We start from the raw sequence: 13,926 nt of genomic DNA on the forward strand, positions 1-13,926 counted from the left end.
AAATTATTTATTATGAACTTAATTCTGTTATGGAGGTTGAAGTATGGAAATACTGTATCCCAAGTTATTAGTGTATCGAAAAGAAAAGTTTCACGAAGTTAAAGATGTTTATGAAAGCCTTGCTACATCACAAAGTCCAAGCACGTTGTTTGTGACATGCTCTGATTCTAGATTAAGCCCGCAAGAGTTCACTCTATCTGGGCCAGGAGAGTTATTTGTCATTCGTTCGGCAGGAAATTTGATTGCTCCCTATGATCCTAAACATATACCCAACGAGGCCCTGACTCTTGAGTATGGTATTGTAGCGTTAAATATTAAAGAGATTATTGTATGTGGTCATTTAAGCTGTGGGGCGATGGCAGGTATTATGGATGTGGAAAATTTAAATCACATGCCGTTGGTCAAAAAATCACTTTCAAATTTTAAAGAGACCCATAAGCATGAACTTAAACATATCAAGTGTGCCGATGAGCTTTCTCGCTGGAATGTGAGTAAGCAATTGGAAAACATCTACAGCTATCCCTTTGTGCGAGAAAGAGTACAAACTGGTGAATTGCATATGTGGGGTTGGGTGTTTGATTTTGTCACACATGAGGTGGTGTACAAGAAAAACTTTCGTGAAATTTTAGAATTAGAAAGTCCAATGGATTCTGTCTCTTAACAAAGAAAATATTTAGTATTTTCTTTTAGTGTTGTATTTGCATTTTATTTTACACTCACAAAATCTATTGAGGAGTTTTTATGTCGTTTCAGAGAGTGTTTTTAAAAGAAGTTACGGCTTCTGTAGTTGTGTTTTTGGTGGCCTTACCTTTGTGTCTAGGTATTGCAATTGCTTCAGGTGTGCCACCCCTTTTAGGGATTGTGTCTGGAGTGATTGGGGGCTTGATTATTGCCCCCTTTGCGGGAGTTTCTTTACAAGTGAGCGGACCAGCTGCAGGACTTGCGGTGATGGTCTTTCAGTTTGTAGAGAAGTTTGGATTGGGAAGCTTAGTTTGGTTAGGTCTTATCATAGGTTCCTTACAGTTTCTTGCTGGGGTTGTGCGTTTAGGAGATTTTTTCAGGGCCAGCTCACCTGCGTTGATTAAAGGGATGTTAGGTGGAATTGGTCTTTTGATTTTAATCAGTCAAATGCTTGTAGGTCTTGAAGTGGAGCCGACAGGAAGTGGGTTTAAAAATCTAGCGATGATCCCACAAGCTCTTGCGCAAGGAGTGATACAAAAGCCCCATGCTTTTGGACTGCTGTTTGTGATTGTGGGTTTGATTTATACTTGGGCTTATCTGCCAAAAAGTATTTCGTCTAAACTCCCAGGATCTCTGGTGGGAGTGGTTGTGGCGACGTTTATGGCGGCATGGCTGTTTACTGACGTGAAATTTATTGAGATTCCACCCAATGTTTGGGAAGGGCTTAACGTGATCAGTGTGGACAAGTTAGGTCTATTCTCTTCAGGGCTTTTGGTGTCTGCTTTAGGGATTGCTCTTGTGGCCAGTGCGGAGACTTTGCTTTCGGCGGTGGCTACGGATCGTATGGCAAAAAAAGTAGGTTCCGATTATAATAAAGAGCTTCGTGCACAAGGACTTGGTAATTTTGTTGCAGGACTTTTGGGAGCCTTACCCATTACTGGAGTGATTGTGAGAAGTTCAGCCAATATTGAAGCTGGAGGAAAAACACGTTACTCAGCCGTCATGCACAGTCTTTGGTTACTGCTGTTCGTATTTGGGTTACCTTCACTTCTTAATTATATTCCTATTGCAGGACTTGCGGCGATTCTTGTGGTCACAGGGATGAAGCTACTGGATGTGACCGCAATCCCTAAACTTTGGAAGCAAGATCGCACTGAATTTGCGGTGTATCTGGTCACCATTGTTGGAGTCTTTGCCATAGATATTTTAGCGGGAGTGGTTTTAGGGTTTTTAACTTCAATCTTTCTTTTGGCTATTAAAACTTCAAGACTTTATATTGATGTTAAGCAGACAGAACAAAGAACTGAACTTAAAGTTCGAGGTGTGGCCAGTTTCATCTGTATTCCTAAAATTTCCAAAGCTTTGGCAAGCATAGAAAGTGACGTGTGCTGCGTTGATCTGTCGGGGTTGTCGTTTATGGATGCGGCTGTGAAAGACCAAATTCATACATGGTGCGAAATTGCTCGCTCTGCGGGGAAAGAGGTCACACTGACCATGACAGTGGCGGATGCTGAAGCTGATGAAAGCCACTCGACGGGTTTAATTTTAAATATGAAGCAGTTAGAAGAACTGGCTCCTTGATTTTTTTCGTATTGGGGATTGTCGAGTCAGGGCAAAGACGATAGCTTTGCCCTTATGAAATTTATGGTTCTCAATGCTTTACAAATGCAGACCTCGGCTCCGTATCAAGAGTGGATACTGAGGCTGCAAGCCTTAGCTGAAATGACTGAAGTTCCATCATGGCTACGTCTTCAACCCCAGACTTCAAATGTCACAGGAGAAGGGCCGCAAGGTCGCCCTCAACCCCAGTCCTCCACCACAAACCCTTCACCTTATCTTGAAGTAGGATTTATGGTCTCAGATCAGGGTGAGATTCAGTCTTGTGTTTGGTTTAGGACCTTTGAAGAGATTTGTGAGATTGATTATATCTTCACCCTTCCCCAAGCTCGCGGTCAGGGGTGGGCTAAAGAACTGCTGTTCAACCTCTGTCAACGGGCTCTAAAGGAGTCGCTGTTTAAAGAAGTTTGGCTGGAAGTAGAAGAACGCAACACCGCAGCAATAAGGCTTTATGAATCCCTAGGTTTTATAAACGAGCATAAGCGTAAGGACTATTATGGACAGGGACGCCATGGTTTTAATTATAGGCTAAAGCTATTGTAAAAATGTCACTTGTGAATGCTGGACTTCTTCAAATGGGGGGCCAGTGATGATGTTTGAGGAGGGGAGGAACCCTTGCCATAGCCCGTGGGTTTTGCTATAGATAGAGATACTCTATAAGGTGTTTTACGGAGAGGGTCCCTGAAAGGACCCTCTTTTTTTTAGCACCACTTTTTAGAGACGAAGAAAATGAGGTAGCACGAGTGTCTACACTGTTAGAAACATTAGAAAACATGGCCAATGAAATTGTAGAGCGTGAAGGCTTTCGTCTTTACGATATTGAATTCCAGCAAACGGCACGCAAGTTGGTGGTGACCATTGATAAGGACGGTGGAACTGTGTCCATTGATGACTGTGTGAATGTCTCAAGGGGCTTAAATCTTTTGCTGGATGTGGAAGATGTGATTCCTGGTGAAGCTTACGATTTGGAAGTTTCAAGCCCAGGTCTAGAGCGTGCACTGAAAAAACTTTGGCATTTTGAAGGAGCTATCGGAGAGAAAGCCAAAGTCAGCATCAAAGCCGACGCTGACACGGCTGCCTTTGGAAATTTAAGAGCCTTTAAAGCCGAGGTCGCTGGTGTGTCCCCTGAGGGACAGATCGAGTTTACAAATATTGAAAACTCAAAACTGGAAAGTATTACAGTGCCATTTGACAGCATTCATAAAGCTCAACTGGTTTTTGAATATGGTAGAGATATTAAAAAAGTTAAAGATGCTAAAAAAGCAAAGAAAGCAAAAAATTAAAAAGAAGAGGTAAATTATGTCTACAGGTGTTTTTTCTGATATGAGCCGTCTGATTGAGGCTTTGGGAAAAGAAAAAGGGATTGATAAAAACATCGTAATCAATGCTGTGACTCAAGGTATGCTTGCTGCTGCGATTAAGAAATATGGAACTTACCGCGAAATTGAAGCTCAATATAATGAAGAGAGTGGTGAAGTTGAACTTTTTGAATTTAAAGAAGTTGTTGATGACAAAGATTTTATTGATGAAGAAGTTGAAATTAAACTCAGTGAAGCAGAAGACTTAGACCCTGGTGTACAAGTAGGTGACTCTGTCGGAATTCGTATGGAGGCTACAGATCTAGGTCGTATTGCGGCTCAGTTGGCCAGACAGATCATCACTCAACAAGTGCGTGACGCTGAAAGAGAGATTATCTTTGGTGAGTTTGAACAGCGTAAGGGTGAAATCGCTTCTGGGATTGCAAGACGAGTCGAGCGTGGGGCCATTGTTGTTGATTTGGGTCGTACAGAGGCCTATATTCCACCTCGTGAACAGATTCCAGGTGAAATCTACAGACCAGGAGACCGCGTTCAGGGGTATATCACTGAAGTGCGCCAGACCACTCGTGGTCCACAGATCATCATGTCTAGAGCCGATGGACGTTATATGATGAAGTTATTTGAAGCCGAAGTTCCAGAAGTAGAAGATGGTATCATTCAATTGATCAGTGCCGCGCGTGAGCCAGGCCAAAGAGCCAAAATGGCTGTTAAAAGTAACGATCCTTCGATTGATCCAGTAGGCGCTTGTGTGGGTGTTAAAGGAAGTCGTGTGCAAAACGTGGTGCAAGAGTTGCGCGGAGAAAAGATTGACATCGTTCCTTACGATGAAGATCCAGTAACTTTTGTGTGCAATGCTTTGCAGCCTGCGGAAATTTCCAAAGTGTTTATGGATGAAGACAACCGCGAGATGGAAGTTGTGGTTCCAGATAATCAATTAAGCTTAGCCATTGGTAAAAAAGGTCAGAACGTAAGACTTGCAGCCAAACTTACAGGTTGGAAGTTAGACATCTTAGGTGAATCTGACTCTGCCGCAAGAACAGCGCAAAGTATTTTTAACCTTATGCACTTACCTAATATGACAGAGACTATGGCTCATAGCATTTTCCAATCAGGATTTGGTTCAGTGCAAGCCATTGCCGACTCTGAAGTGGAGATGCTGCAGGTCATTCCAGGTTATGAAGATGAAGATAAGGCTGATGATTTAAGAATTTCAGCTATTGAAGTTTTAGAAAAATTTGAAAAAGAAGGAAAAACTATTCCTCAAGCCCCCACGACTGCAGAGCGATCAGAGTCTAAGGCCAGTGTAGATGCAAAATCTGCGGCTGAGGAACGACTTAAAGAAGAGCTAGCGCAGCTTAAAGGCAGTGAAGATGCTGCGGCGCTGGCTTTAGAGGAAGAGGCTAAAGCGGCTTCTTTAGAAGAAAGCAGTGTTGATGAGGCTACTGAGGAAGAGTAAATCCGTGAGGAGAACTCCTTGATGTATTCAGGTAGCAAAAGACACGCAGGTAACATGAGAAACGTTGAAGAAAAAAGGAAGGTCTAGTGAGTCAACCAAGAGTGTTTGAATTCGCAAAAGAAATTGGGATGGAAACCCTAGCTTTGATGGATAAAATCAAAGAGTGGGATTTGCCTGTTAAAAACCATATGGCCTCATTAAGTGATGAACTGATTGAAGAGATCAAAACTCGATTGAATGAGGGTGAGGCTGCAAAGCCAGCGGCAAAGAAAACCACTAAGAAAAAAGCCAGTGGTGCTAAAAAAACATCAACAAAAAAAGCATCAGGTACCAAAAAGACAGCGACAAAAAAAGCTTCGGGTACTAAGAAGGCCACCACAAAGAAGAAGGCGACTAAAAAAGACAGCAGTGGTGATGCCATTAAAAAAGCGACGAAGGTGGTCACTAAGAAATCAGCGGCCGCAGCAGAAGCCACACAGGCTGAAGAAGAGCAACAGCAATCACGCCGTCTGGTGATTCGCAGATCAGGTCAAGAGGACGAAGCAACTGCCGCAGACAGCAATATCAAAATCATGAAGGCCGAAGACCTTAATAGACCTGCGACGCAGACGATGAGTGCCCCTGAAACCACTTCGACTTCCGAGGCCGTTTCAGGTGATACGGAGTCTTCACAAACTAGAGCATCTGCAGAAGATGTAGGTGCAGACAGTAGCCCAGAAGTGAAAAAACCTTCAAGAAAGACACTGATCACCAAGAAGAACATCATTGGCAGAATGGATCTTTCGCGTGTGAGAAATATGTCTGGTGGGACTTCTGGCGGTACTACGGATGCAGGTCAAAAACCTCGCTCCACCGCAACGGGAAATCGCGCTAGAAATATCAGAACAGGATTTGTGGCTGCAGAACCTATGATTCCCATTGCAGATGATTTTGATCGCAATAAGAGAGAAGACTTTAATAAAAAGAAAAAAGTGGGTGGAGCAGCAGGTCCAGCAACTGGTGCTAATGCAGAAGGAGCTGTATCTTTCCGTGGACTGGAAGAACCTACAGCCTTTAAATCTTCTGACTTTAGAAAACGCGAAGCAGTTTTCCAACCTAAAAAGAAAAAAGTTTCTAACGAACCAGGAAAGAAGACTCAAATCACAACTCCAGCTGCACATAAGCGTGTCGTGCGCATCTTTGGAACCACGACTGTGAGTCAACTGGCTCAAGAGATTGGAGTTAAGCTTCCGCAGCTCACTCGTGTGCTGATGGCTCAAGGTGTGATGGCCACTCCAAATACAGAACTGGATTTTGATACCGTGGCTTTAATTGTTCCTGAGTTCAATTGGGAAGCCCAAAATGTGCAAGAGACCTCAGAGAACTTTGTGGAGACAGTGGCCTTTGGTGGTGTGGATGCAGAGCCTGTGTCTCGTCCTCCTGTTGTGACAGTGATGGGTCACGTGGATCACGGTAAGACCACTTTGTTAGATACGATTCGTAATGCCAACGTGGTGAAAGGTGAAGCGGGTGGAATCACTCAGCACATCGGTGCCTACAGGGTGATGTTAGATGGCGATAAACCTATGACATTTATTGATACCCCAGGACACGAAGCCTTCACGTCGATGCGTGCTCGTGGTGCCAATGTGACAGACATTGCCATCATTGTGGTGGCTGCAGATGATGGAATGATGCCACAAACTCAAGAGGCGATCAGCCACGCTAAAGCAGCGGGTGTACCTATCATTGTGGCTGTCAACAAGATGGACAAAGAAGGCGCTAACCCTGACCGTATCAAGCAGCAGCTCACAGAGTTTGAATTGATCCCAGAAGAATGGGGCGGAACTACAATTTATAATTATATTTCTGCACTTAAGGGTGAAGGGATCAAAGAGATTCTTGAGAACATTCATTTAGTGGCTGAAGTCTTAGAACTTAAAGCCAACCCACAGCGTTCAGGTACAGGTATTGTGATTGAAAGCAGTGTACAAAAAGGTCGTGGTACTGTGGCCACTTTATTGGTGCAAGACGGGACTGTAAAAACAGGCGATTACATTTGTGCAGGACGAGTGGCGGGTAAAGTTCGTCAAATGATGAACGACCAAGGAAAAGTGGTGAAAGAAGCAGGACCTGGTATTCCTGTAGAGATCACGGGACTTCCTGAGACTCCTTCAGCAGGGGATCGTTTTGATATTTGTAAAGATGAAACCGTGACACAAAAGTTAGCGGATTTAAGAGCAGAAGAACTGCGTCGACAAGAGGAAGTGCAAAATCAACCTGCTAAGACTATGACTTTGGACTCTTTATTCACCAAAGTGAAATTGGGTGATGTAAAAGAATTACCTTTAGTAATCAAAACGGATGTGGCAGGAAGTATTGAAGCCATTAAGGGTCTACTTAATAAAATCGAAAGTGAAGAGGTTAAGGTCAAGTACATCCATGCTGCCGTAGGGGGCATCAGTGAATCTGACGTTCTTCTTGCAGGCACTGCGGGTGGAATTGTGCTGGGATTTAATGTGCGCCCTGACTCTGCGGCTACGAATGTGGCTAAACAAAAGGGTGTAGAGATCAAGTGTTACCAAGTGATTTATGAAATGGTGGATGAAGTGAAAAAAGCCATGTCGGGTCTTCTTACTCCAGAAATCATTGAAAAAGAACAAGGTAAAGCTGAGGTTAGGGACATCTTCTCGATTCCCAAAGTGGGTGTCATTGCAGGATGTTTTGTTACCGAAGGTAAGATCAATCGTAACAGCCAGGTCCGCTTAGTGCGCCAAGGTAAGGTGATCTACACAGGTAAGCTTTCTAGCTTAAAACGTTTCAAAGATGATGCTAAAGAAGTCGCCAGTGGTTTTGAATGTGGTATCGGAATAGAAAACTACAACGACATCAAAGTCGAAGACATCATTGAAGCCTTCACTCATGAAGAAGTGGCAAGAGAGATTTAATGAGCACTAACAGCAAATCTGTACGTGTACAGAAAGTAGAAAAAGAACTCCGCGAAATCATCAGTGGGGTTCTGCCTGAATGGCTGTATTTTGATAGTGGAACTTTGGTTTCTGTCATTCGCGTTGAAGTCTCTAGTGACTTAAGAACTGCAAAAGTGTTTGTCAGTGTATTTCCTGATGAGGCCGCCGAAGAAGTGATGGAAGAACTTGAGGTGGTGCGCGTAGATGTGCAAAATCAAGTCTCTAAAAAGATTCGCATGAAGTATTTACCCAAATTGAAATGGATCAACGATCATACTGTAGATCAGTTAGTCAAAGTCAGTCAGATTTTAAAAGAAAGTAAACCTTCAACAGAGGAATGATGGATGTCCGCAGCTCTGCGTGGAGTTTTATTGATCGATAAGCCGAAAGGTTTTACCAGCCATGATGTTGTGGCGCGTGTTCGTCGACTCTTTAAAACTAAAGAAGTAGGGCATGCAGGGACCTTAGATCCCATGGCTGAAGGTTTACTGGTGATCTTGCTCGGCGAGGCGACCAAGCTTTCACCCTATATCACCGCTGATGATAAGAGTTATGTGGCCCAAATGGATTTTGGATATTCCACAGACACTTTGGACACCGAAGGGGAAGTGACGTTTCGCTCAGAAAGTATGGACCTTAATCAAACGGCCATCACTGAAGCCGCTCAAAAACTAGTGGGTGACCTAAGGCTTCCTGTCCCCATTTACTCTGCCGTGAAATTGCATGGCCGTAAACTTTACGAATACGCTCGTTCAGGACAAGAGGTCGACATTCCTATAAGAACCATGAGGTTTTACAGCTCAGAAGTGGTAGAGGTTTCCCCTAAGTCTTTAAAGGTGAAACTGGCTTGCGAAAAAGGAGCCTACATTCGAGCTTGGGTCGGTCAACTGGGTGAGGATTTAGGCGTAGGAGCCACAATGACAGCTCTTGTGCGACAAAGCTCAGGCCCTTTTGATCTAAGCCAAAGCATCAGCCTCGAAGCCCTCACCAAGCTGGCTGAAGAGAAGGGCGTCTCACTGATCCATCGCAAAGAATCACAACCTCCACAGCCCACCCAGATCCCAGCCGCCCCCTTAAGCTCACGCATACAAACTCTGATGACGCCCCCTTCTCAGACACAAGAGACAAGAAAAGCCGCGCCTCTGGCATCACAACCGAGGGAATCAGTAACAGATCAAGCTTTAGAGGCTTTTTTAGATGAAGTTCAAAAATCTTCGTATTTTATCCCCATCGAGCAGTGCCTCTCAGGCCGCTTTTATCGTTTGGACAGCTTTGAAGAGCGCCTGATGAAAAACGGCCAAATCGCCCACTCCTTAGAAAAAAGGCTTGTACCTCAGGTGCATGAAGTCTTACGCACTCAAAAAGACCAACTTATCCGTATCTTCACCCACAAAACAGGCGAAGGCGACAAACTTAAAGCGCTCATCACCATCCGCCACGACCAGCCCCGCCCCAAACTCTTAAGAGTCTTTAATTAGGCCCCAGCCTTAGAGATTTTCTAGTTTAAATTCCTATATACCTTCGAAAGGGACCTCCGAAGTGAGCAATGCGTATCCGACTTGCGGCATAAGTTTTGAATTGAAATTTAGCTTGGGTGAAGGCCCAAAGGGGTTTCACCCAAGCTAAATTTCAATTCAAAACTTATGACGAAAGCCGAAGACGCTTTGCACCCGTCTCGGTTGCGGCCCTTTCGAAGGTATATAGGAATTTAAACTAGAAAATCTCTAAGGCTGGGGCCCCACACAGGGAAAATCCTTGAGATTTGGGCAAAAAGGGCATAGAAGGGGGTATGACTTTGAGGTTCGAATTGCCTACGGCTTTGAGGTCAGTTGTATTAACGGATAGGTATAGCCAAAAACTATAAGGAGTACCCATGGCTAAGAGTTTATTGTCGTTAGAAGAAAAAAAGCAGATCGTAAATCATTTCAAAACATCAGAATTAGATACTGGAAGTACAGAAGTGCAAGTGGCTCTTTTGACATTTAGAATTTTAAGACTGACTGAGCACTTTAAAAATAACAAGCACGATTACCACTCAAGACAAGGTCTTACAAAAGCGGTCAATCGTCGTCGTAAATTGTTAGATTATTTAAAAGGCCAGAACGAAGACAAATACCTTAAATTGATTGAAGAGCTTAATATCAGAAAATAAAGATCAGAACAGAAAGCCTCGAGTCATCGGGGCTTTTTTGCGAAGATTCTAGACAGATCGAAATCTACCCTGCAACATAAGAGATAAGAAAAAATAATGAAAATATGAAAGGGTAGAGAATCCCTAGGAGAGAATAATAATGTTTAATATTACAACAAAGACTTTTAAGTCTGGAAATGCAGAGATCACAATTGAAACGGGCAAATGGGCTCGCCAAGCCGATGGTTCTGTGGTGGTGTCCTCAGGGGACAACAGAGTGCTTGTGACTGTGGTTTCATCTAAAAAAGAAAGCAATATGGGATTTTTCCCACTGACAGTAGAGTACACTGAAAAGATGTACGCCGCAGGTCGAATTCCTGGAGGCTACTTTAAACGTGAAGGACGTCCTACAACTTTAGTGACTTTGACTTCAAGACTTTTGGATCGTCCTATTCGTCCTTGTTTTCCTGAAGGTTACCAAAACGAAACTCAAGTTGTGGCTACAGTTATGAGTTCAGATGGAAAATTCCCACTTGAAACTTTAGCCAGCTTTGGAGCTTCAGCGGCTCTTCATATCAGTGACATCCCTTTTAATGGACCAACCGCTGCGATTAAAATTGGACGTAAAAACGGCCAGTGGTTAATCAACCCTTCTGATGCCGAGCTTGAAGGTTCCGAATTGGATTTTGTTGTGGCAGGAACACGCCAAGGTATTTTGATGGTTGAAGGGGAGTCCCAGTTTATTTCTGAGGCGGCAGCCTTAGAAGCTTTAACCACAGCCCATGCCGCGATGAAGCCCTTCTTTGATGTGCAAGATGAATTAAAAAAAGAAATTGGAAAAGAAAAGCGCACTTTTACACCGTACAAAGTGGAAGAGTCTAAAGCTAAAGAATACATCAACTTCTTACAACAAAGAACTTTAGATGGTCTTAAGTTGCGCGATAAAAAAGAAAGATATGGCACTTTAGGGGCACTGAAAGAGGAAGCCATTGCGAAATTCACTGAAGGTGTCACAGATAAAGATCAAATCGCCCAAATCACTAAGGACGTGAGCATCATCGCTGAAGAGATGAAGTACAATGGGGCTCGCCAAATGGTGATTGGTGAAAAAGTTCGTATTGATGGTCGCACGACAACACAGATTCGTCCCATCGTATGTGAGCACGGGATTTTACCTCGTGCCCATGGTTCTGGATTCTTTACTCGCGGTGAAACTCAAGTGGTCGGTGCAGTGACTTTAGGAACTAAAGACGACGAGCTATCAATGGAAACTCTAGCTGGGGAAAGACGCAGTAAATTTATGCTTCATTATAATTTCCCTCCTTACAGCGTTGGTGAGACAGGCCGTATGGGTGGACAGTCTCGTCGTGAAATTGGTCACGGATTTTTAGCGGAGCGTGCTTTAAAAGCGATCCTTCCTGATTATTCTGACTTTCCATATACAGTCCGTATCGTCAGTGAAGTGCTAGAAAGTAACGGCTCAAGTTCAATGGGAACTGTGTGCTCAGGTTTACTTGCGCTTTTAGATGCGGGTGTACCCGTGAAGGGCAATGTGGCAGGGATTGCTATGGGTCTTATTAAAGAGGGCAACGACATTGCCGTTCTGTCTGACATCTTAGGTGATGAAGATCACTTAGGAGACATGGACTTTAAAGTGGCAGGAACTCGTGAAGGCATTACAGCTTTACAGATGGACATCAAAATTGATTCTATTCCTTTCTCTGTGATGGAGCAGGCTTTAGCCCAAGCTAAAGAAGGTCGTAATCACATTTTAAATGAAATGGAAAAATCTATCTCTACACCTCGTGGAGAGATTTCTGAGTATGCTCCAAGAATCCAAAGCATCCAGATCAAGCCAGACAAGGTCAGAGAAGTGATTGGACCTGGAGGCAAAATGATCAAAGCTATCATCGAAGCTACAGGTGTGAAGATCGACATTGAAGACTCTGGTAAGATCAACATTGCTTCTACTGATCCTGAAATGGCCAAGAAAGCCATTCAGATGGTCAATGACATCTGTGCTGAGGCTGAAGTCGGCAAGGTTTATAACGGTAAAGTCGTTAAGATTTTAGACTTCGGAGCCTTAGTGGAAGTTCTTCCTAACACAAGTGGTTTACTGCACATTTCTGAAATTGCCCATGAAAGAGTAAGAAACGTCACGGATGTGTTAAATGAAGGGGACAATGTCGAAGTGAAAGTCTTAGATATTGATCGCTCTGGTCGTATTAAACTTAGCCGTAAGGTGCTTTTAGAAAAAGCTCCTCACTAAAGAAAAAATGAACTGAACCAGCCTCAATAGCTTAATGCGCGGGGGCTGGTAGATGTTTTAAATGCTTTCTGCGGCAGAGGCTTCAGTGGGCTGTGGGTCTTGGTTACGGATTTTAAAAGACGACCACTTTTTCTTTAAGTAATACGTCGCAAAGTAAATTGGAAATCCAATGAGTGTGGCAAAAAGAGCATAAGGGAAATCTCCACCCACAATGAACTCCAAGCACCAAATGGCGGTAGAGAGCACAATAGTCACAAGACAGGCCAGTTCATCGTGGAAACGAGTAAAAAGCCCCATCACTACAGGAACAAAGAAGGCTACAAGCCCAATGGCGTAACTGTTTTCTAAAAGAGAATATACATTTTCACCAGCAAGAGCCGTTAGAAGACTGATCAGAGCAATGAACACCACGCTCAGTCTTGAGATTTGTAGTTTGGATCGGTTGGGAAACTTTTGAACTAAAAAGTTGTGGGACAGTAGACTGGCTGGGGCCAGTAAAGCTGCGGTGATAGTGGAAACTACGGCAGAAAAAATAGTGATAGATAAAATGGTCCCAGAGACAGGGTCTAAGAATTTTTTAATCAGCATAGGAATGATAGGGCCATCCACCTGTCCCATGGTCAGTTTTGCTGTAAGCCCTAAAAAGACAGGAATACAGCCGATGATCAAGTATGTGACACCTGCAATGATACATCCTTTTTGAGCGGTGCTGGGTTTGTTTGCAGAGAATATTCTTTGCGCAAGGTCTTGGCCAGTGAGGTTACCAATGGCGGCAATACTAAAAAGTGAGACCCATCCGAATAAAGATTTGGCTTTATCCGTAGGTATAAATACTTTTTGTTCCTCTGGCACGAAACTGAGTAACTCTAAAGGACCATACTCGCTTAAAGATAAGACCTTAAATAGAAGATACACTAGGCCCAGAATGATAAGAACAAGTTGGAAGCTGTCTGTAAGACTCACAGACCAGAGCCCTCCCATCAGTGTGAGCAGCATAGTTACAAAGCAGACCAGAAAGATCAGCAGCGAAATCGAAGCACTGGGGAAGAAGATATGCAGGATATTGGCTAAGACCATATACTGCACGGCCACCCAGCCTACATAGATAGGAATATTGATGAACACAGAAAGACTCTCGGCCGTCTTGCCAAATTTCTGTCTAAAAAAATCAGAATAGGTGGTGATCTTAAGGTCCCATAGGGGTTTAGCGAAAAAGATCCCAGCTAGAATAAGACAAAATCCTGCTCCTACGGGTTCTAAGGCGGTTACGCGTAGGCCCGCTTCCGCCACCTCGTCTGTGGCGGCAATCAATGTGCCTGCTCCAAACCATGTGGCAAAAAGGCACAAGGTGGTGACCCACAGGTTGAAGCTGCGTCCACCAATCAGGAAGTCTTCTTCGTTATGAACTTTTCTTTGGCTAAAGATAGCAATGCCCATAAGCACAGCTAAATATAGAACAAGAGCCACAATAAAGAACGTGTTCATTTCGACATTCTTAATGATCT

Annotated in this window: 11 protein-coding genes; 10 read left to right on the forward strand and 1 reads right to left on the reverse strand. The window is 43.7% G+C overall.

Going from position 1 to position 13,926, the window contains the following annotated elements:
- Positions 1-43 precede the first annotated feature (43 nt).
- From M9899_06740 to pnp, 10 genes are all read left to right on the forward strand, one after another.
- Entirely contained in the window at positions 44-661 is a 618-nt protein-coding gene (locus M9899_06740) for a hypothetical protein (protein MCO5113854.1), read from the forward strand.
- 80 nt (positions 662-741) lie between these two features.
- Positions 742-2,262, forward strand: coding sequence for a SulP family inorganic anion transporter (locus M9899_06745; protein ID MCO5113855.1), 1,521 nt, complete (start codon positions 742-744; stop codon positions 2,260-2,262).
- An 18-nt stretch (positions 2,263-2,280) separates the two neighbouring features.
- On the forward strand, positions 2,281-2,841 hold the full coding sequence (locus M9899_06750) for a GNAT family N-acetyltransferase (GenBank protein MCO5113856.1): 561 nt from the start codon (positions 2,281-2,283) through the stop codon (positions 2,839-2,841).
- 200 nt (positions 2,842-3,041) lie between these two features.
- Complete coding sequence (locus M9899_06755) at positions 3,042-3,581, forward strand: ribosome maturation factor RimP (protein MCO5113857.1); 540 nt, start codon at positions 3,042-3,044, stop codon at positions 3,579-3,581.
- Positions 3,582-3,597: 16 nt separating this feature from the next.
- Positions 3,598-5,073 (forward strand): transcription termination factor NusA, encoded by a 1,476-nt coding sequence (nusA, locus tag M9899_06760; protein MCO5113858.1) that lies wholly within the window; start codon positions 3,598-3,600, stop codon positions 5,071-5,073.
- A gap of 86 nt (positions 5,074-5,159) precedes the next feature.
- On the forward strand, positions 5,160-8,000 hold the full coding sequence (gene infB, locus M9899_06765) for a translation initiation factor IF-2 (GenBank protein ID MCO5113859.1): 2,841 nt from the start codon (positions 5,160-5,162) through the stop codon (positions 7,998-8,000).
- On the forward strand, positions 8,000-8,362 hold the full coding sequence (gene rbfA / locus M9899_06770; protein MCO5113860.1) for a 30S ribosome-binding factor RbfA: 363 nt from the start codon (positions 8,000-8,002) through the stop codon (positions 8,360-8,362). The genes infB and rbfA overlap by 1 nt, the downstream gene beginning before the upstream one ends.
- A 3-nt stretch (positions 8,363-8,365) precedes the next feature.
- Positions 8,366-9,499 carry a tRNA pseudouridine(55) synthase TruB gene (gene truB / locus M9899_06775; protein MCO5113861.1) on the forward strand — a complete coding sequence of 378 codons (1,134 nt, stop codon included), beginning with the start codon at positions 8,366-8,368 and terminating at the stop codon, positions 9,497-9,499.
- A 395-nt stretch (positions 9,500-9,894) separates the two neighbouring features.
- Positions 9,895-10,173 (forward strand): 30S ribosomal protein S15, encoded by a 279-nt coding sequence (gene rpsO / locus M9899_06780; protein ID MCO5113862.1) that lies wholly within the window; start codon positions 9,895-9,897, stop codon positions 10,171-10,173.
- Between the two features lie 139 nt (positions 10,174-10,312).
- Positions 10,313-12,421, forward strand: coding sequence for a polyribonucleotide nucleotidyltransferase (pnp, locus tag M9899_06785; protein ID MCO5113863.1), 2,109 nt, complete (start codon positions 10,313-10,315; stop codon positions 12,419-12,421).
- A gap of 57 nt (positions 12,422-12,478) precedes the next feature.
- Here the strand turns inward: pnp and M9899_06790 are convergent, their stop codons facing one another.
- Positions 12,479-13,906 (reverse strand): sodium:solute symporter family protein, encoded by a 1,428-nt coding sequence (locus M9899_06790; GenBank protein MCO5113864.1) that lies wholly within the window; start codon positions 13,904-13,906, stop codon positions 12,479-12,481.
- Positions 13,907-13,926 lie beyond the last annotated feature (20 nt).

The organism is Pseudobdellovibrionaceae bacterium (assembly GCA_023954155.1).
Classification (GTDB): domain Bacteria; phylum Bdellovibrionota; class Bdellovibrionia; order Bdellovibrionales; family UBA1609; genus JAMLIO01.